The organism is Limosilactobacillus sp. WILCCON 0051 (assembly GCF_039955095.1).
Taxonomy (GTDB): Bacteria; Bacillota; Bacilli; order Lactobacillales; family Lactobacillaceae; genus Limosilactobacillus; species Limosilactobacillus allomucosae.
On record NZ_CP154878.1, the window covers coordinates 539989 to 559597 of the forward strand.

Consider the following 19609-nt stretch of genomic DNA (forward strand, 5'->3'; position numbering starts at 1 on the left):
AAACTGCTGTTAATAAAAGTGAAGAGTCTAAACATCTAAGGCTTGATGCTTGAGCTTAGGGAAGATAATTCGATCGGCAAGCCCAGTAATACCGCCTTGGAATAGCAGCGCAAAAACCGTTCCGAGACCAAAGTTTGCCAGCCCCATCTTAGGCAGAGCCAGCAGAGCCATAATCGTTGGCGGAATATATGATGCCCACATTGATAAGGTTGCATTGCCTTTGAAATAACGAAAACGCAGAATCTGGAATAAATCATCGGCTGGGTGCAGTACCAGATTTACTCGCTGATAGATCGAAATGGCCACTCCAATCAAAGTAACGCCCAAAAAATTGATCAGAACATACAGAACTACCATTGGCAAGGAATGGGCATCGGGCATGATTCGGTTGAAAATATCGGAAAACCATTGAATAAAGATTGAAAACGGCAGCATAAAGATGAAGTTGCCAAAAATTCGTTTCCATTCCCATTTATGCATCAGAATTGCGTTTAAGACTGAGGTTAGCATTCCCAGAACCATGAATGCCCAAAACAGTGTCATTGAATTATTGCCCAGGACGGCAATGCCGAGATTATTTTCAGCCGCCGTCCAATAAGCGGATCCTAAAAACTGTGGATGAATATGTGAACTGGTAACCAGCGTCAAAACGTTTCCCATCGAGTTGATAACGATCGACAGGGCGAAGTAGGCAATGCTGGCTGGCATTGAAATGGTGCGCTTTGGTACTGCGGTGACGTTTTTTGAGCTTGCTTGTTCCAAATTAATTCCCTTCTTCCTGACAAGATCACGTCTTAAAAATTGGTGATAGACTTCACTTGCCACGATAAAGATACCCCCAGTAACCGCCAATGTCAACCGGTTGACAGATTTTAAGATGGTCAAAATCGCCTCGCAATCAGCTTGAGAAAGCGATTTCTTTGCTGCTGTAATTGGGTAGCGGTAATTGATCGGCTTGGCAGCTGTTTTTTTAAATTTTTTTCGTGAATTTGTTGTTTGATTCACAGCCTTTTGACAGTCCCAGCTTGCTCACTTCGAAATTGGTATATGCTTATTCTAAAGACACAAATGAAAATAAAATCATATATAACTAAAAAATATAAAGCTTTGCGCAATCGATTGCTTAACAATATAAAGTTACCGTCGCCTAGTGGTCCAGATGTGAATTATCGTTGATATAACGGCGATTGACTCAAAAATTAACTGATAACCAGTGCACAAACTTGAATTGGTATTGCTAATCGATTAGCAAAAATAATTTCAAAATCCAATTGACGGCGTTGGCAAATTCGGTCATGATACGAGTCATGAATTAATTGTTAACTAAAAATTGGTATATTTAACAAAGGAGCAAGAGAAATGCAATCAACTGAGCAAAAAACGATTGCCATCTATGCTGACGGTGCTGTCATTGATGACATGCGTCAAATGGCCAAGCTGCCTGAAGTAACGGGCTTTACAACTAATCCCTCACTGATGAAGCGAGCAGGGGTTACTAATTACTTGACGTTTGCTAAGCAAGTAGTTGGCGAGTTTCCAGAAGCTTCCCTGTCTTTTGAGGTTTTTTCACAAGATCCTCAGAAAATGCAGCAGGAAGCAGAAATCTTAAGTTCATTAGGCGAACATGTCTATGTTAAGATTCCAATTTTAAACTTGAATGGACAGCCTAATACGGAGCTGATTCATCAACTGGCACATGCCGGCATCAAGCTGAACATTACCGCAGTGACGACCAGCGAACAGGTGCGCCTGGCATTGGAAGCTTTGGACGAACAGACGCCAGCGATTATTTCACTGTTTGTAGGACGAGTTGCTGATACGGGGGCGGATCCAACTTCCTTTGTCAATGCCAGCGTAGCGATGTCGCATCTGCATCCAAACGTTGACTTATTGTGGGCCTCAACGCGTGAAGTCGACAACATTCGTCAGGCTCAGCAGGCTGGTATTGATATTATTACGGTACCACCGGCAATTCTGCAAAAGTGGCTGGCACGGCGCGAGTTTACGCCAGAAGATGTTGCTCTGGATACGGTTCGCGGCTTTGACCAAGATATTAGTACGCTGGGGTTCAGCATTCTAGATGAAGTTGCAGAGGAGGCGGCAGTCAATGAGTAATCAGCAGGCTACTCTGGATCAAAAATCAGTTACAGCTGCTCGGATGCTGGGCGTAGAAATGATTGAAGCCTCGCACAGCGGCCATCCGGGGATTGTTTTGGACGCTGCGCCAATGGCTTACACGCTGTTTGAATATCATATGCGTTTTAACCCTAAACAGCCTAAATGGATCAATCGCGATCGCTTTGTCTTGTCAGCGGGCCATGGCTCAGCGCTGCTCTACAGTCTGCTGCATCTAAATGGCTTTGATCTCACTATTGATGACTTGAAGGCGTTTCGCCAAATGGGTTCCAAAACACCAGGCCATCCAGAATATGGCTGGACGCCTGGCGTTGATGCCTCAACTGGTCCTCTGGGTCAAGGACTTGGTATGGCAGTTGGCATGGCGATTGCAGAAAAGCATCTAGCTGCACAGTGCAACCGACCGGGGATGCCAGTAATTGATCATTACACTTACGCTTTGGCGGGTGATGGTGATTTGATGGAAGGCATCAGTCAAGAAGCCTTGGATATTGCAGGCAATCTGCAGCTTAACAAACTGATCGTGCTTTATGACTCGAATGATGTTTCACTGGATGGACCATTGTCGATGAGTACGCATGACAATGTTGAACAGCGGGTCAAGGCGGCTTCATGGAATTATGAACGCGTTGAGGATGGCAATGATCTGGCCCAGATCGATGCAGCCTTATGGCGGGCTAAACGTTCCGATAAGCCAACCTTGATTGAGGTTAAGACGGTAATTGGCTATGGCGCGCCTAAACAGGGAACCAACAAAGTTCATGGCACGCCGGTTGGTCAGGATGGTCTGGCTGTCCTTAAAGAAAAATTTGACTGGCATGAACCATCTTTCGCCGTACCGCAGGCTGTTTATGATCACTTCCAAGAACTGGTGGCTGCCAAAGAAAAGCAATACCAGCGCTGGTTGGAAATGTGGGCTTCCTATCAGCAGCAGTATCCGCAACTGGCTGCTCAATTGATGAATGATGAGTTTAAGCTGAATGATGATGACTTGAACTATCAACCAGGTGAAAAAATTGCCACGCGGCTGGTATGCGATGACGCACTGCAGGAAATTGCCCGGCAGAACCCGATGTTTTGGGGCGGGGCCGCTGACTTGGCCAGTTCTAACAAAACGCTGCTGAAAAAAGATGACAATTTTGCTGCGGATAATCCATTAGGCCGCAATCTGCGGTTTGGCGTACGTGAATTTGGCATGGCAGCAGCCTTGAATGGAATTACGCTGCATGGTGGCACCCGAGCCTTTGGCAGCACGTTCTTGGTCTTTAGCGACTATCTTAAGGGTGCCGTTCGTCTGGCCGCTTTAATGAAGATCCCGACTACCTTTGTTTTTTCTCATGACTCTTTGGCTGTTGGTGAAGATGGTCCAACGCATGAACCAGTTGAGCAGTTGGCAGCGCTGCGCTCAATGCCGGGTGTCGATGTCTATCGTCCAGCTGATGCCAATGAAACGATCGCTTCCTGGCAGGTCATTGGCAAAACCGCTGATCGTCCGAGCGTAATCGTTACCTCGCGTCAGGGACTGCCGGTTTTGGCAGCAGCTAAACATGCACCGGTAGAACGAGGAGCTTATGTCCTGGCACCGGCTCAAACCAATCATCCGGCTGGAATCTTGATTGCCAGCGGCTCTGAAGTCTCTTTGGCATTGCAGGCTAGAGAACGATTAGCCAAAGAAGGCATTGACGTGCAGGTTGTTTCGATGCCATGTCAGGAACGTTTCTTACGGCAGTCAAAGCAGTATCAAGAAATGGTGCTGCCGCCACGCCTGGATAAGCGCTTGGCAATCGAAATGGGCAGTTCAATGTGCTGGCACCGTTTTGTCGGCTTGAATGGCATGGTAATGGGCGTTGATGAATTCGGTACCAGCGCTCCAGGTGAACAGGTTATTGAAAAGTTTGGCTTCACGCCGGAACGCGTTGCTGCAGCCTTTAAGCAGACAGCCGGGCTTGAAAATGAAAAATCAGATCAAATGGCCGCTAATGGCTAGCTGCTGTTTTCTAAAAACTACGTATCACATATAAATCTTAATCTCTAAATCTCAAAATACTCCAAAAATCCCCAAAGACCATGAGCGATCCACTATCCCAGTCGCTCATGGCCTTTTTGATTTGAATTAGTATATAAAAAAGCTCTGTGATTTTATATCACAGAGCTTTTTAAGAAATAAACCGTAATTAGATATTACAGCTTGTTGTAGAATTCGACAATCAGCGCTTCGTCGATGTCGGCGTTCATGTCTTCACGTTCTGGCAGGCGAACCAGCTTACCTTCGAGCTTGTCAGCATCGAATTCAACGTATGAAGGACGTGCAACAACGGCTTCAACAGCGTTCTTGATAACGTCCAGGTTCTTGGACTTGTCGCGAACGGAGATGACTTGACCAACCTTAACTTCGAAGGAAGGAATGTCAACGCGCTTGCCATCTACGGTGATGTGACCGTGGTTAACCAGTTGACGAGCTTGACGACGAGTAGTAGCCAGACCCAGACGGTAAACCATGTTGTCCAGACGACGTTCCAGCAGGATCATGAAGTTGGTACCGTGAGTACCTTCCTTGATCTTACCGGCACGCTTGAACAGGTTACGGAATTGACGTTCAGTCATACCGTACATGTAACGCAGCTTTTGCTTTTCGCGCAGTTGCATACCGTATTCAGACAGGCGGCCACGACGGTCATTGCCGTGATCACCAGGTGCGTAGTTGCGACGAGCCAGTTCCTTACCGGTACCGGACAGAGACATGCCGAGACGGCGAGATACACGCCAGCTAGGGCCAGTGTAACGAGACATATTAGAATTCCTCCAATAAAATTATTTGGAGTAAAATAATCCGATTGTGAGCTTGACATTCGTGCAGGCCAATTGGATCGTTCACCCTTGCAGCTGGGTTACTGGAAACACCATGCGGCATTGGTCTGTTGACGAGCTTGCCCCTCACTGCTGCATTATTTTACACAAAGAGTACTTTAACGCGAAAAACATGCCTAGTCAAGATGTTTGATCAGTTCATCGACAAAAGATTGAATACCAGCCTGCAGATTTGCATCAAATCTTTTTTCAACTGGGGCATCCAAATCCAAGACACCAAGCAATTGCTGATTTTTAATCAAGGGAATCACAAGCTCAGAACGGGCGGCAGCATCACATGAGATATACCCAGGAAACTTAGTGACGTCATCAACCGCCAACGTCTGTCGCTGAGCAGCTGACTGACCACAGACACCTTTGTTCATTGCAATGTGCATGCAGGCCGGATGTCCTTGAAATGGCCCCAGCACCAGTTCGTTTTTTTTAGGGTCATAAAGGTAAAAGCCAGTCCAGTTCAATTGATCAACGCTGTCGTTTAACAGTGCTGAGGCATTGGCCAGATTAGCAATTAAGTTGGTTTCATTTTCCAATAAGGCAGCCAGCTGGGTGTTGATAAGCTTAAAGTTTGGCAAAATAAAAATCCCTCCGATAAATAATAAGTTGTCAAGAGCAGATATGATATAATTTTAATTAGTAGAATTTTAGGATTAAACGGTGAAAAACGCAAAGCATAAACCGTGCAAAATTAGGTGGGATATAGATGTTTCAAGTGTTGATCGGAATTTTAGTTATTGCTGCATTGGTAATTATTGGCGTATACGTTTATCAAAAGCGAACTCTCAATGCGGTAGACGCCTTGCTGAATCAAAAAGCTGCCGCACTGACAGCTCATTTAGACGAACGGCTTGCCAAAAACGCAAATCCAGAGTTGAGCGGTGATTCGCTCAAGGATTTTAATCAGCTCAAGGATGAGTATCAAGATGAATTCCTAACGGCTGCCAGTCGGGTCGATGACTTGGCCGATCAAATCGCGCAAGATCTGCATGGGTTTAACCTATTGAAAGTCAAGCCGGATCTGCGTAAGCTGCAGGATGCAACTGCCAAGCTGCTGAGTGAACAGACAAATCTTGAAGAAGGTTTGAAAAAAATTGATGATGCTAAGGCGGAACATCAAAAAGCAATTGGCGAGCTGAAGAAGCAATATCAGCAGTTTCATAATGAACTGGAAGAAAACAGCTATCGCTATGGCAAAAGCAGTACGGCTCTGCGCCAGCGTTTGACGGATCTGGAAGCTCGCTTTGCCAAGTTCACTACGCTTACGGTCAAAGGCGACTATGAAGCAGCTCAAGACGTCCTTAATGAGCTGCAGCAGGATACCGAGGAACTGGCCCGACTGATGCAAAAGATTCCAGATATCTATAAACCGCTGCTGACTGAATTTCCCACCCAGCTGCAGGAACTAAAAAATGGCTATGAACAGCTGAAACGACACCACTATAACTTTGCCGATGATCAGATTGATCAAGAAATTGAACAGCTTGGTCAGCTTTGCGAACAGGCGGATGCCGATTTGGCTGCCTTGCGATTGGACGAGGCAGCAACGGCAAACGATCAGCTGACGCAGCATATCGAGCATCTTTATGACGTTATGCAGCGTGAACTTGATGCTCGGCCGAAAGTTGCGCCCTTGATGCGCGATGTCGGACGTCATTTGAGTCATGCCAAACAGCAGAATCGTGAGCTGATTGATGAGTTGGAACGCTTAAGCCTGAACTATACGCTTAACAATGACGAACTGGCCAACGCACGCGGCCTTGACGAGCAGTTGCGGCAGCTGCAGGCATCATATGATCAAGATCAAGAAGCACTTGCAGTCGAAGAAGCGATTGACAGTCAGGTTGTTGCTCGTCAGACCGATAATGAAAAGTCGTTGACGGCAATCGAAGAACAGCAAAAACAGATCAATGACAGCGTTGCCGATCTACAGTCTGATGAGGCGCGAGCCAAAAAAACGCTGCAGCGATTCTCAGTTGAGATTCGCACAATCAAACGACGCGTGGAGTCACTGAATCTGCCGGGAATTCCCCAAGACTACATGGACTATTTCTTCCTGGTCAGTGATGAAATTGGCAAACTGGCCGATGCGATCAATCAGGTTAAGATTGATATGGAAGACATTACCAAGCAGCTTTTGATCGTGCAGGACGATTTGGAAACGCTGCAGGAAAAAACCGATGATTTAAGAGATAGTGCCGAGCTGACCGAACGGCTGATTCAATATGCCAACCGGCTCAGCATTGATCATGAAGATATCAATGCTGCGATTACCCAGGCACAAAATGAATTCAATCATTATAATTATCCGGGCAGTCTGGAAATCTTGGAAAAGGCCGTTGAAAAAGTCGAGCCGGGTTCCTATAAGCAAATGGAGCAGCGTTACTACGCCGAGCTTAACCGCAATTCTTAAAATCAAAAACGTGTCGCCAATGACGCGTTTTTTTATTTTAAGGCATCAATCATGGTTAAAAGAAACGGGATCTGTTATAATGTAGCGTTGTTTTAGGAGCCGAACCTTCGTCGCGGATGTGATCCATCGGCGGCAATATCTTGCGAGGAAAATCTGTTTTCCCGCGTGCATTAAAGGAGTAAGCACAGTATGATTTATTTTGACAATAGTGCCACGACACAGATCTGGCCAGAAGTTTTGGATACGTATAATCAAGTTTGCCAAAAGATTTGGGGTAATCCCTCCAGTCTGCATAAGGTTGGTGAGACGGCCTGGAATCTTCAAGAGCAGGCACGTAAGCAGATTGCGGACCTGTTTGGCGTTTTGCCAAGTGAGATTGTTTTTACCAGTGGCGGTTCAGAGGGCGACAACTGGGTCATCAAAGGAACGGCAATTGAAAAGCGTCAATATGGCAAACATATTATTACGACCAGCGTTGAGCATGCTGCGGTGCGTAATTCGATGGAGCGCTTAGCTGACCTTGGTTTTGAGATTACCTATCTGCCAGTCGATGACCAGGGACGCATTGATCCAGAAGACGTTAGAAAAGCACTGCGCCCAGATACGATCCTGGTTGAATCAATGGTTGTCAACAATGAGATTGGGACGATTCAGCCGATCAAGGAAATTGGTGAAATCTTAAAGGACTATCCTAAAGTTCACTTTATGGTTGATGCGGTGCAGGCAATCGGTAAGGGAATCGATGACATTGTCTTTTCGGATCGAGTTGATTTTGCGGTCTTTTCTGGTCATAAGTTCCATGCACCGCGCGGAACCGGCTTTGTATATGCCAAAGCAGGCCGCAAGCTGGCTCCGCTGATTGATGGTGGCGGTCAGGAGCGCGGCCGCCGCAATGGGACTGAAAATACGGCTGGCTTTGTTGCGATGGCCAAGGCATTACGGTTGGTTAAACAAAACGAAAAGCAGGCCGTTGAACGCGAAAAAGCAATCAAGACGCGGATTTACGATCATATCAAGAATTTTGAACACGTTGAGGTTATCTCGCAAAATGATGATTCGTTTGCTCCTCATATTCTGACGTTTGCAATTGTTGGCGTACGTGGTGAAACGATCGTGCATGCTTTTGAAGATCACGATATCTATATTTCAACGACCAGTGCCTGTTCTTCAAAAAAGCACGTTGAGGCAGGAACGCTGGCCGCCATGAAGGTTCCCGATGAAATTGCAACCAGTGCCGTACGGATCAGCTTGGGCGATCAAAACACCCTGGCTGAGGCTGATGAGTTCAATCGCGTCTTTGATGAGCTGTATGCCGGCTTTAAGAAGATTATCGATTAGTTTTTGAAAGGAAAATCTAGTTCTAAAATGCAATATGATGAAATTATGGTGCGCTATGGCGAGCTTTCGACAAAAGGGCGCAACCAAAAGAACTTTATTGACCGTTTGGGAGCCAATGTTACCAAAGCGTTGCATGGCTTCGATCAGGTTAAGATTCATCCGCAAAGAGATCGGATGCATATTGACTTAAATGGTGCCGACAGCAGTCAGGTTATGGATCGCTTAAAGCAGGTGTTTGGCATCCAGACCTTCTCGCCTTCTTTACGAGTTGAAAGCGACTTTGAAGCAGTTAAGCAGGCAGCGGCTAAGATGATCAGAGAACAGGTAAAAGAACCGGCCACCTTTAAGATCAGTACTCGGCATGCCGATCATGGCTTTCCAATGGGGACGTTTGAGATGAATCGTGAGCTGGGAGCCTACCTGCTAAAGGAATTTCCTGATCTTTTGCAAGTTGACGTTCACCATCCGGACATTGATCTGATGGTTGAGATTCGGAAAAGCGGAATCTATCTGACCAGTGAAAAGATCAAGGGAGCAGGTGGTCTGCCAGTTGGAACGGCTGGCAAAGGCATGATGATGCTTTCAGGCGGAATCGATTCACCGGTTGCTGCCTACCTGGCCATGAAGCGTGGGGTTTCTTTGGAGATGGTACACTTCTACAGTCCGCCATATACCAGTGAACAGGCATTGGCCAAATCAAAGGAGCTGACCAGCAAACTGGCAAAATACTGTGGCAGCATCAAGTTCATTCAAGTACCGTTTACTGAAATTCAAGAAACGGTTAAGGAAAAGGTTCCCGAGGGCTATCTGATGACTGTCCAGCGCCGCTTAATGCTTAGACTGGCTGCGGCTTTGGCGATGAAACGCCATGGTCTGGCCATCTTTAACGGTGAGAGTCTTGGACAGGTGGCCTCACAGACGATGGAAAGCATGGTAGCTATTAATGATGTAACTACCTGGCCAGTACTGCGTCCGGTTCTGTCGTTTGATAAGACTGAAATCATCAAGATCGCTGAAGAAATCGATACCTATGAATTGTCGATTCTGCCATATGAAGACTGCTGCACGGTCTTTACGCCGCCATCGCCGAAAACCAAGCCGAATTTGAAACGGGCGCGGGCCTATGAAGCACGGCTGGATGTTGAAGGATTGATGCAGCGGGCTTTGGACAATATTAAGATTACCGAGATTCATGCCGGTGACGAATTCTTGAATCAGAATCAAGACGTATTTGCCGAATTGCTGTAAAATTTAAGCTGATGCAATACTTTTTGATGCATCAGCTTTTTTGGTTCAAACACCGGATTTGGCTATTCGAATAGTGCTAAATTTGGTATACTGTTCCCACACAAAATTAAAAAACGCTGTGAAACTGAAAGGAGCGTTCATCGTGGAAGTTACTGTCAATGGTGAGAAGATGCAGCTGGTCGGCAATCCGCCAGAAGTAGGTACGGAAATTCCTCACTTTAAGCTGTTTGATGCTCAGAATCAACGGGTTAAGACTCGTGAGCTGCTGGGCAAGCCAACTTTATTCTCAGTCGTACCAGACATCAATACGTCGGTCTGCTCGCTGCAGTCACGCAAATTCAACAAGGCAATGGCTGAATATCCTGACGTCCGCTTGATTACGGTCTCCACTAATCCAATTAACGAACAGAAGGGTTGGTGCGCGGCCAATGATATTCCAAATGCTGAGCTTTTGTCTGATTATGAACAGTCATTTGGCTATGCAATGAAGCTTTTGATCCCTGATGAAGGCGTCTTGGCACGATCAATCTTCCTCATTGATGCTGATGGCCAGATCGTCTACCGCCAGATCGTTCCTGAAATGACGCACGAGCCTGACTATCTGGCTGCCTTGAACGCAGTGGAAAAGTTGGGTGCGGCTGCTGAATAATTAAGAAATTATTTGAATCGACTTGACGTTGCCAAAAATTTCTTTTATTATTACGCTATTCAAGCATTGAACGAGAGAGTAGATCTGGTAAAGCCGTTTAGAGAGACCTTGTTGCTGAAAAAAGGTTCGGTTTGCCAGATTGAAGGTAGCTCGCGAGCAGAATTGCTGAAACCAAGTAGGCAGTTCCGGTTCATGGCCGATATCCCATGTTTGAGTGGAAGCCTGTCTTTGGATGGGTTTCAATTTAGGTGGTACCGCGAGCAGACTCGTCCTAATTATTAGGGCGAGTCTTTTTTTGTTTGATGCCAATTAAATTAACCAATAACTGTAAATCTGAAAGGGGAACTTGCCATGTCAGAAAAGAACATGTCCACCAAGTTCAACCCAGCTTCGATTGAAGAAGGGCGCTACCAGTGGTGGATCGATGAAGGGTTCTTTAAGCCAAGCGGTGATAAGAAAGCCAAGCCATACTCAATCGTTATTCCACCTCCTAACGTTACTGGCAAGCTGCACTTGGGTCATGCCTGGGATACCACGCTGCAGGATATGATTATTCGGCAAAAGCGGATGCAGGGCTATGACGTTTTGTGGCTGCCAGGGATGGACCACGCCGGCATTGCAACGCAGGCTAAGGTTGAAGCACGGCTGCGCGAACAAGGTATTTCACGTTATGACCTGGGTCGCGAAAAGTTTATTCAACAAGTATGGGACTGGAAAGACGAATATGCCGACATCATCCACAAACAGTGGGCTAAGATGGGAATCTCAGTTGACTACGATCGTGAACGCTTTACCCTTGACGAGGGCCTGAACAAAGCTGTTCGCAAGGTTTTCGTCGATTTATACAATAAGGGACTGATCTACCGGGCAACCTACATTATCAATTGGGATCCACAGGCACGGACGGCGCTTTCCGATATGGAGGTTATCCACAAAGATGACAAGGGTGCCTTCTACCACGTTAAGTATCCATTTACCGATGGCACGACGTTTAATGGCAAAGACTACATTGAAGTTGCTACGACGCGTCCTGAAACCATGTTTGGCGATGAGGCCGTTGCCGTAAACCCAAATGATGAACGCTACAAGGAACTGGTCGGCAAGCATGTTATGGTGCCGCTGGTCAACCGTGAGATCGAAATCATTGCTGATGACTACGTAACGCCTGAATTTGGTACTGGGATGGTTAAGATTACGCCGGCTCACGATCCAAACGACTTCCTAGTTGGCAAGCGTCACAACCTGCCAGAACTCAATACGATGAATGAAGATGCCTCGCTGAATGAAAATGCCGGCAAGTACTGCGGGATGGATCGTTTCGAGGCACGTAAGGCAATCGTCAAAGATCTGGAAGATGGCGGCTATATGCTGAAGATCGATCCAATCGTACACTCCGTTGGTCACTCTGAACGGACCGGCGTACAGGTTGAATCTCGGCTTTCAACGCAGTGGTTCGTTAAGATGAAGCCATTGGCAGAAAAAGCATTGGCCAACCAAAAGACGGCTGATCGGGTCAACTTTGTCCCAGAACGTTTCGAGCACACCTTTAATCAATGGATGGAAAACGTGCATGACTGGGTTATCTCACGTCAATTATGGTGGGGTCACCGGATTCCGGCTTGGTATAACAAACAAACCGGTGAAATGTATGTTGGCATGGAAGCACCAAAAGACGCTGAAAACTGGGAGCAGGACAAAGATGTGCTTGATACCTGGTTTAGCTCGGCATTGTGGCCATTCTCAACGATGGGCTGGCCTGACACTGATTCTGCTGACTTTAAGCGCTACTTCCCAACCAACACGCTGGTCAGCGGTTACGACATCATTTTCTTCTGGGTTGCCCGGATGATCTTCCAATCGCTGGAATTTACCGGTAAGGCGCCATTCCGCAATGTCTTGCTGCACGGCTTGATTCGTGATGAACAGGGCCGTAAGATGAGTAAGTCCTTGGGTAACGGGATTGATCCAATGGACGTCATCGAAAAGTATGGTACGGATGCTTTGCGCTGGTTCCTGGTTACGGGTTCCACGCCAGGTCAAGACATTCGTTTCTCCTATAAGAAGATGGATGCAGCTTGGAACTTCATCAACAAGATCTGGAATGCCAGCCGTTATGTAATCATGAATCTTGGTGACATGCAGAATGCGCCAAAGCTGCCGGCCAAAGACAAGTGGGATCTGGCAGACCGTTGGATTTTGAGTCGTTTGAATGCAACGATCAAGCAGGTTACCGATCAATTTGAGTCATTTGACTTTGGTGAAGCTTGCCGCTGTCTGTACAACTTTATCTGGAACGATTTCTGTGACTGGTACATTGAAATGACCAAAGAAAAGCTCAACAATGGTACTGAAGCAGAAAAAGCCGACACCAAGAACATTTTAGGCTACGTGCTCGACCAAACGCTTAAACTGATGCATCCAATCATGCCATTCGTTACTGAGGCGCTGTGGCAAGATATGCCGCATGAAGGCAAGTCAATCATGATTGCTGACTACCCAGTGGTTCATGATGAATTTGCAGATGAAAAATCAGAAGAACAGATGAAGCGTCTGATCGAACTGATTACGGCCGTGCGCAATATTCGCAATGAAGCCAATGCGCCAATGTCTAAGCCAGTCGATCTGCTGATCAAGACAGATGATCAAGCTGCCGCTGACATGCTTTTGGCCAATGCAGACTACATCAAGCGATTCTGCCATCCTGCTGATCTGCAGATTGCTACCGATACGCAGGCGCCAAAACTAGCCATGAGCGGGATCGTTACCGGTGCTGAAGTCTACATTCCAATGGCTGAACTGGTTGACCTAAAAGAGGAACAGGCACGGATGGAAAAAGAGATTGCTAAGCTGGAAAAGGAAGTTCAACGTTCCGAAAAGAAGCTTGGCAACGAAAAATTTGTCAATAATGCTCCTGAAGCCGTCGTAGCCGAAGAACGCGCTAAGGCAGTCGAATGGAAGCAAAAGCTGGAAGCAGCCCAAGCACGTCTTGCTTCGCTGCAGAATGCTTAATTAGGTAAGCAGGACATCCCCAGAGTTCAACAGAGCTTTGGGGATGTTTTTTTGCAAATTAAGTCGATTTTTGCGAACAATTGTTCTATAATTAGGCGTAAAAATGAAAGGATTTATCATGACAAATATTCAGAACTATGATGATGCCCTGGCATTTATTCATGGCCGGACCAAGTTTAAAAAGATTCCAACTCTGAAACGGATGCAGCGATTTTTAAAAGAACTTGGCAATCCCCAAGAAAAGCTCAGCTATCTGCACGTTACCGGCACCAATGGCAAGGGCTCAACCGTAGCAATGCTGCGCTCGCTCCTAATGGCAAGTGGCTTGACGGTAGGGACTTTTACCTCGCCGTTTATTGTCCGCTTTAATGAGCGGATCTCACTGAATGGCCAGCCGATTTCGGATGATGAGCTGGTAAAGGCTGCCCAAAAGGTGGCCCCCGTTGTTGATTATCTAGATCAAGTATTGCCCGAGGGTGGTCCTACCGAATTTGAGATTGATACAGCAATTATGTTTACCTGGTTTGCACAAAAAAAGCCAGATGTTGTAATTCTTGAGGTGGGAATTGGCGGCCTTTATGACTCAACTAATGTGATTGTGCCAGCTGTCAGTGGTATTGTTACGGTTGGCTACGATCATATGCATGTTTTGGGGGATACGTTGGCTGAGATTGCATGCCAAAAAGCAGGTATCATCAAACCAAATGTACCGGTAGTGATTGGCAGACTGCCTGAGGCTGCGCGGCAGACAATCATAGCAGATGCGCAAAAAAAACAGGCGCCATTATATGAAAACGGGCGACAGTTTACGGCTAAAAAAATAAATCGTCATCAGCTGAAAAACGAGATTGAATATGATGGGCTGATGCTTCATCGTCAACGATTCCAGCTGGGACTGGCTGGTGAATATCAGGTTGATAATGCTGCCGTTGCTCTTACCATGGCGCAGCTTTATTTGAAACGACTGGGCGTGCCGATTGACGTCCAGGCTTTTCAAAATGGCTTGGCCAATACACGCTGGCCGGGGCGGTTGGAAATCGTCAACGACTCGCCATTGGTTGTTTTAGACGGTGCTCATAATCTACCCGGAATGCAGGCTTTGACGACAACGCTGCAGAATGATTTTAAAGAAATGGAAATCTATGTTTTGGTAGCAATTTTGGCCGATAAACAATATCAGTTAATGTTGGGAGAGATTGCCAGTCTGCCCAATGTTCATTTGATGCTGACCAATTTTGCCGGCCCGGGTCCCAAACGGCCAAGCGCTGATTTAAAAAAAGCAGCTGCAGACATCAAGACGCATTGGCCAATTGAGACGGCATCCAGCTGGCAAGAGGGATTGCTGAGGCTATCAAGGGAAGTTTCAGCCGATGATGCAATTCTGATTACCGGCTCGTTATACTTTATTTCAGAAGTTCGGCGTTTTTTTTGCTGATTAAAAATAAAATCTGCTCTGTCTTGCATATAGTAATGGCAGAGGAGGTAATCAAATGACTGAAAAAACTTGTCAGCAGCGCTATGTGGCATTAGTTAACATGGTTTTTGATCAGGAAGGAGACCTTGCCAATCATTTTTTAGAACTTTTTCCCACGCCAGCTGTTTTTCGCAATATGACGATGGAAGAACAGGATGCTTTTTTGGGATATGATCGCAAACGTCTCAAACCGGTTTTGGCAGCAATTGAGCTGGGAAATCTGATTTTAACCTGCCCGCATGATATCTTAGGTCACGCCTACTCCAGCAATGAGGTTGGCCAGTTTTTAATGGATGAGATGGCTGGACAGACGCAAGAGTCAGTCGAAGTGCTTTGTACGGATGTGCACAACGAGATCATAGCACGACGCTGTCTGTTTAAAGGGGGGCAAGCGGAATGTATGCTTTATCCGGATCAAATTTTTCGCTACGTGCTGCATTGGAATTCATTTGGTCTGATTATGGTTCACAATCATCCTTCAGGCGATCCTGAGCCATCCAGACAGGACCTGAGCTTTATGCGACGGTTGGAACGGGGCTGTCAGCTGCTGGGGCTGCATCTGTTGGACTGTCTTGTGATCGGCAGTCAGGATTATTACAGCTGGCGTGAAAGTCAAGAGGCTCATGCGGCATTTAATGACCAAATTGCGAATTGAATTTTAAAATTCGGTTAAGGAAACCCGAATGCTGAATAGCAATGCTGTTTTTCTCTGGCGTTTGGTGTATAGTAATGTCTGTTAATTTAACGTTCGGCTATGGTATAATATCAACGCTATTGTATTATGAAAATGAACGACTACTTTTGTATACGAAGGGAAGAAACAGATTGCTAGGAATTGGAGCAAAAAATATTGGCATTGATCTTGGTACTGCCAATACTATTGTTTACATTGAAGGCAAAGGCATCGTTTTGCGTGAACCATCCGTAGTTGCCCGCAACAAAAAGAGCGGCGAGGTCATCGCGGTTGGTGAAGAAGCACGTGATATGATTGGACGCACGCCTGCAAGCATTGTGGCGATTCGCCCAATGAAAGATGGCGTGATTGCCGATTATGACACGACGGTTGCTATGATGAAGCACTATATGGAAAAGGCACTCGGCAAAAATGGCGGCAAGCCGTACGTAATGGTCTGCGTACCTAGTGGCGTTACGGAAGTTGAAAAACGTGCCGTAATTGATGCGACGCGGGTGGCTGGCGCACGCGATGCCTATGTGATCGAAGAACCTTTTGCAGCTGCAATTGGTGCTGGTCTGCCGGTTATGGATCCAACTGGAAGCATGGTTGTTGATATTGGTGGCGGTACGACGGATGTTGCTACGATTTCACTTGGCGGCATCGTTTCAAGTCGTTCGATTCGCATGGCTGGCGACAAGATGAATGATGCGATCGCACAGTTCGTTCGTCAAAACAAGAATCTGCTGATTGGTGAACGTACGGCTGAAAAGCTCAAGTGGGATATTGGTTCGGCTTCTGTTGAGGCAGCTAAGGAAATGGGAACTACCGAAGTTCGTGGTCGTGATTTGGTAACTGGTCTGCCACAGACTAAAGAAGTTTCGGCAGTTGATGTTTCCAATGCATTGCAGGATGTTGTCGAAGCCATTATTGAAGCTATCAAGGGAACGTTGGAAGAAACCTCACCGGAAATTGCGGCTGACGTAATTGACCATGGGATCGTGCTGACTGGTGGCGGTGCCCTGCTTAAGCACTTGCCAGAAGTTATTGCCGATGCTACCAAGGTACCAGTATTTATCGCCAATGATCCATTGGACTGTGTTGCTATCGGGACTGGTGAGTCACTGAAGAGCATTGACGTGATGAAAAAAAGCAAGTAGTCACGCAATCAAGTAAAAAGAATAACTGATACACAGTTAACAGGGCGGGGCTGGTCGCAAAACGATTTGTTTTGCCCAGTCCCGTTAAATGTATCTGGGTGCATTGGAGGATAAAAATGCAGAAGTTTTTTTCGAATCGCCGCTTGGTAATTACAGTGGTAATTCTGGTAGTCTGCTTTGGCTTAATGGGCGGCTCGATTGCAATGCGCAACCGCCGCTCGACCCCACCGCTGATTCAGCAGTTTGGCAATGATATCGTCGGCTTTGCCGATGGCATTGTGGCATATCCGGTCAATGCCGTACAGGGTGTCGCTGATTCAGTTTCCGGATTGATGAATGCCTACACGGAAAATCGCGAGCTGAAGCAAAAAGTATCTGAGCTGGCCCAGGTTAAGGTTCGTGACCAAACGCTGGCTAAGGAAAACAAGCAGTTAAAAGCAGAATTAAAGCTCAAGAACTCGCTGACCGACTATTCAACCGTTAGTGCAGCTGTAATGTCCAGGACGCCTTCTTCATGGCAGCAGCAATTAGTGATCAACAAGGGGCAGACCAGCGGTATTAAAAAGAACATGCCGGTACTTTCTGGCGGCGGCTTGATTGGCCGAGTGGCAGAAGTTAACAAGACCAACAGTAAAGTCGAACTGCTCAGTGATACCAGCGAGTCATCCAATCGTTTTTCAATTGTGATTAATGGCACCGATAGCAAGAGCGTCAACGGGATTATTACTGGTTATAATGCCAGAACCAATGAGCTGATTATGGGGCAGGTAACCTCAACGGCTAAAATTAAAAAAGGCGCTAAGGTCGTAACCAACGGAATGGGCGGTATTACGCCAAAAGGACTCTATGTCGGCAAAGTCTCACGTATCGGCAAGGATGATTATGGACTGGCTAAGAAAGTCTACATCAAGCCGGCTACGAACTTTAACGAGATCAATATCGTTACGGTAGCGGAATTAAACGATTAGAGGCGGTGTGACATGTATAGATTATCCCGGTTGAGATATGTGTTTCCTTTAGGTCTGTTCGCTGCCCTCTTTTTGGATGGTTCCTTAAGCAAGGTATTTGCAGGCTTTTTCTTTCATTATCCCTACGCAATGGTCAGTCAATTGGTTATTGTCTGGCTGGTCTGCTCGTATTTTTTTGAAGGCGACGTTCAGATTCCATTGGTTGGATTTTCGGTTGTCGCGGGAATCTTTTGTGATCTCTATTATTCGGGGATCTTAGGATTGTTCATGTTCCTTTATCCAATGGTTGTTGGTCTGACGAAACTGCTGGCCAAATATCTGACGCCATCGTTTCTGATGATTGTCTTGATCTTTTTGATCGATCTGACGGTATTTGAGCTTTTTAACTATTGGGCCTATGCTGCAGTAGGAATTGCCAAGGTTGGTCTGGGCGTTTTTTTATTGGATACGCTGTTGCCAACGCTGCTTTTGAATTTGGTATATCTGCTGTGTTTGTATTTTCCATTGCAAAAGCTGATTACTTGGGCTGCTGATACCGAACGCCGCTGAATTTATGGTGAGGTCTTGACAAGGCTGCTGGATGATAGTAAGATACTGACAATTATTAAAAAACGATAACAAAAACAAAGAACAGACTAGTAGCTGTTTAGCCGACTGCTTAGCGAGTCGCGGTTGATGGGAAGCGACCAGAAGGCAACAGTGAATCACATCTGCGAGTTGGGCGATCGAATTTAGTAAGTCGCTCCGGGGAAGCCCGTTACAGCACAGAGTTTAGATTTGAACTCGCTGAGGCAGTCTAGCGTGAGCTGACTGCAATGATGAGGTGGAACCGCGGCAACGCCCTCTGAGCCATGTGCTCGGGGGCGTTTTTGCTTTTCTGGAAAGTTTGAACTTAATGAGGCAATGGCTGTGAAGCCGTTGCAAATCCGAGGTGGGATCACGCTGCGGCGTCCTCGACAGTCGTTATGACTGTTGAGGACGTTTTTTGTTATCGAAGCATTTGAGGGAGGTTTTATCATGTCAATGCACTATGTTATGGAAATTCTGCCATCGCTGTTTCAAGGCGCTGGCATGACATTAAAGCTGTTTTTCTGGACGCTGCTTGGTTCACTGCCTTTGGGAATCTTAGTTAGTTTAGGATTGACTTCCAAGTTTCGGCCACTGCAATGGCTGCTTGAGCTTTATGTCTGGCTGATGCGGGGCACGCCGCTGCTGCTGCAATTGATTTTTGTTTTTTATGGCTTGCCAATTATTGGGATTGTTTTTCAGCGTTACGACGCGGCACTGTTTGCATTTATTCTCAACTATGGTGCCTATTTTGCCGAAATTTTTCGGGGTGGCTTTCAGTCAATCGATCAAGGCCAATATGAGGCAGCGCGGGTTCTGCGTTTAAGCTATAGTCAGACGCTGCGCAAGATCGTGATTCCACAGGTCGTTAAGATCGTAATTCCTTCGATCGGCAACGAGGTCATCAATCTGGTCAAGGACTCATCTTTGGTATACGTAATTGGTCTGGGCGATCTGCTGCGGGCCGGCAATGTTGCTACGGCACGGGACGTAACTTTGGTGCCATTGCTTTTGGTTGGCTTGATCTACTTAATCTTGATTGGGATCTGCACGTTTATCCTGAACAAGGTTGAAAAACGTTATTCATACTTTAAGTAAAAGGAGGCCATGAA

Annotated in this window: 16 protein-coding genes and 2 other annotated features; of the genes, 13 read left to right on the plus strand and 3 right to left on the minus strand. The window is 46.4% G+C overall.

Annotation, left to right across the window (positions count from 1 at the left end; all coding sequences use genetic code 11):
* Positions 1 to 27: 27 nt before the first annotated feature.
* On the minus strand, positions 28 to 708 hold the full coding sequence (locus ABC765_RS02500; RefSeq protein ID WP_347980916.1) for a fructose permease: 681 nt from the start codon (positions 706 to 708) through the stop codon (positions 28 to 30).
* A gap of 651 nt (positions 709 to 1359) precedes the next feature.
* On the opposite strand from ABC765_RS02500, the gene ABC765_RS02505 reads away from it, so the two are divergent.
* A complete protein-coding gene (locus ABC765_RS02505) occupies positions 1360 to 2115 on the plus strand; it encodes a transaldolase family protein (protein ID WP_347952839.1) in 756 nt (251 codons plus the stop codon).
* Positions 2108 to 4123 carry a transketolase gene (tkt, locus tag ABC765_RS02510; RefSeq protein ID WP_347980640.1) on the plus strand — a complete coding sequence of 672 codons (2016 nt, stop codon included), beginning with the start codon at positions 2108 to 2110 and terminating at the stop codon, positions 4121 to 4123. Before ABC765_RS02505 ends, tkt begins: the two co-directional genes overlap by 8 nt.
* Positions 4124 to 4317: 194 nt before the next feature.
* Here tkt and rpsD read toward each other — a convergent pair whose 3' ends face one another.
* Positions 4318 to 4926: a 30S ribosomal protein S4 gene (gene rpsD / locus ABC765_RS02515; protein WP_033934417.1), complete on the minus strand. Its 609-nt coding sequence runs from the start codon at positions 4924 to 4926 to the stop codon at positions 4318 to 4320.
* A gap of 194 nt (positions 4927 to 5120) precedes the next feature.
* The gene (locus ABC765_RS02520) at positions 5121 to 5576 is read right to left on the minus strand and encodes a GAF domain-containing protein (RefSeq protein WP_347980641.1); all 456 of its coding nucleotides are present in this window, start codon (positions 5574 to 5576) and stop codon (positions 5121 to 5123) included.
* A 128-nt stretch (positions 5577 to 5704) separates the two neighbouring features.
* On the opposite strand from ABC765_RS02520, the gene ezrA reads away from it, so the two are divergent.
* The 11 genes from ezrA to ABC765_RS02575 all read left to right on the plus strand — a co-directional run bounded on the left by ezrA (position 5705) and on the right by ABC765_RS02575 (position 19595).
* On the plus strand, positions 5705 to 7411 hold the full coding sequence (gene ezrA / locus ABC765_RS02525; RefSeq protein ID WP_347980642.1) for a septation ring formation regulator EzrA: 1707 nt from the start codon (positions 5705 to 5707) through the stop codon (positions 7409 to 7411).
* A 189-nt stretch (positions 7412 to 7600) separates the two neighbouring features.
* Positions 7601 to 8749 (plus strand): cysteine desulfurase family protein, encoded by a 1149-nt coding sequence (locus tag ABC765_RS02530; RefSeq protein ID WP_074504722.1) that lies wholly within the window; start codon positions 7601 to 7603, stop codon positions 8747 to 8749.
* 27 nt (positions 8750 to 8776) lie between these two features.
* Entirely contained in the window at positions 8777 to 9997 is a 1221-nt protein-coding gene (gene thiI, locus ABC765_RS02535; RefSeq protein ID WP_347963343.1) for a tRNA uracil 4-sulfurtransferase ThiI, read from the plus strand.
* Between the two features lie 142 nt (positions 9998 to 10139).
* A complete protein-coding gene (gene tpx / locus ABC765_RS02540) occupies positions 10140 to 10646 on the plus strand; it encodes a thiol peroxidase (protein ID WP_319996510.1) in 507 nt (168 codons plus the stop codon).
* A gap of 57 nt (positions 10647 to 10703) precedes the next feature.
* Positions 10704 to 10923, plus strand: a binding site (T-box leader).
* A 74-nt stretch (positions 10924 to 10997) separates the two neighbouring features.
* On the plus strand, positions 10998 to 13655 hold the full coding sequence (locus ABC765_RS02545) for a valine--tRNA ligase (RefSeq protein ID WP_048345495.1): 2658 nt from the start codon (positions 10998 to 11000) through the stop codon (positions 13653 to 13655).
* Between the two features lie 118 nt (positions 13656 to 13773).
* Positions 13774 to 15090, plus strand: coding sequence for a folylpolyglutamate synthase/dihydrofolate synthase family protein (locus ABC765_RS02550; RefSeq protein WP_347980643.1), 1317 nt, complete (start codon positions 13774 to 13776; stop codon positions 15088 to 15090).
* 55 nt (positions 15091 to 15145) lie between these two features.
* Positions 15146 to 15784, plus strand: a complete 639-nt coding sequence (locus ABC765_RS02555) for a JAB domain-containing protein (RefSeq protein WP_033934425.1) — start codon at positions 15146 to 15148, stop codon at positions 15782 to 15784.
* 170 nt (positions 15785 to 15954) lie between these two features.
* Entirely contained in the window at positions 15955 to 16962 is a 1008-nt protein-coding gene (locus tag ABC765_RS02560) for a rod shape-determining protein (protein ID WP_006500252.1), read from the plus strand.
* 116 nt (positions 16963 to 17078) lie between these two features.
* Positions 17079 to 17930 carry a rod shape-determining protein MreC gene (mreC, locus tag ABC765_RS02565; protein ID WP_347980644.1) on the plus strand — a complete coding sequence of 284 codons (852 nt, stop codon included), beginning with the start codon at positions 17079 to 17081 and terminating at the stop codon, positions 17928 to 17930.
* A 12-nt stretch (positions 17931 to 17942) separates the two neighbouring features.
* A complete protein-coding gene (gene mreD, locus ABC765_RS02570; protein ID WP_347980645.1) occupies positions 17943 to 18479 on the plus strand; it encodes a rod shape-determining protein MreD in 537 nt (178 codons plus the stop codon).
* Positions 18480 to 18547: 68 nt separating this feature from the next.
* Positions 18548 to 18778, plus strand: a binding site (T-box leader).
* Positions 18779 to 18953: 175 nt separating this feature from the next.
* On the plus strand, positions 18954 to 19595 hold the full coding sequence (locus ABC765_RS02575) for an amino acid ABC transporter permease (RefSeq protein ID WP_347980917.1): 642 nt from the start codon (positions 18954 to 18956) through the stop codon (positions 19593 to 19595).
* Positions 19596 to 19609 lie beyond the last annotated feature (14 nt).

Coding starts and splice junctions, on each gene's coding strand:
- ABC765_RS02500 (WP_347980916.1), bottom strand. CDS start 708: ATGCCAGCCAGCATTGCCTACTTCGCCCTGTCGATCGTTATCAACTCG.
- ABC765_RS02505 (WP_347952839.1), top strand. CDS start 1,360: ATGCAATCAACTGAGCAAAAAACGATTGCCATCTATGCTGACGGTGCT.
- tkt (WP_347980640.1), top strand. CDS start 2,108: ATGAGTAATCAGCAGGCTACTCTGGATCAAAAATCAGTTACAGCTGCT.
- rpsD (WP_033934417.1), bottom strand. CDS start 4,926: ATGTCTCGTTACACTGGCCCTAGCTGGCGTGTATCTCGCCGTCTCGGC.
- ezrA (WP_347980642.1), top strand. CDS start 5,705: ATGTTTCAAGTGTTGATCGGAATTTTAGTTATTGCTGCATTGGTAATT.
- ABC765_RS02530 (WP_074504722.1), top strand. CDS start 7,601: ATGATTTATTTTGACAATAGTGCCACGACACAGATCTGGCCAGAAGTT.
- thiI (WP_347963343.1), top strand. CDS start 8,777: ATGCAATATGATGAAATTATGGTGCGCTATGGCGAGCTTTCGACAAAA.
- ABC765_RS02545 (WP_048345495.1), top strand. CDS start 10,998: ATGTCAGAAAAGAACATGTCCACCAAGTTCAACCCAGCTTCGATTGAA.
- ABC765_RS02550 (WP_347980643.1), top strand. CDS start 13,774: ATGACAAATATTCAGAACTATGATGATGCCCTGGCATTTATTCATGGC.
- ABC765_RS02555 (WP_033934425.1), top strand. CDS start 15,146: ATGACTGAAAAAACTTGTCAGCAGCGCTATGTGGCATTAGTTAACATG.
- mreC (WP_347980644.1), top strand. CDS start 17,079: ATGCAGAAGTTTTTTTCGAATCGCCGCTTGGTAATTACAGTGGTAATT.
- mreD (WP_347980645.1), top strand. CDS start 17,943: ATGTATAGATTATCCCGGTTGAGATATGTGTTTCCTTTAGGTCTGTTC.
- ABC765_RS02575 (WP_347980917.1), top strand. CDS start 18,954: ATGCACTATGTTATGGAAATTCTGCCATCGCTGTTTCAAGGCGCTGGC.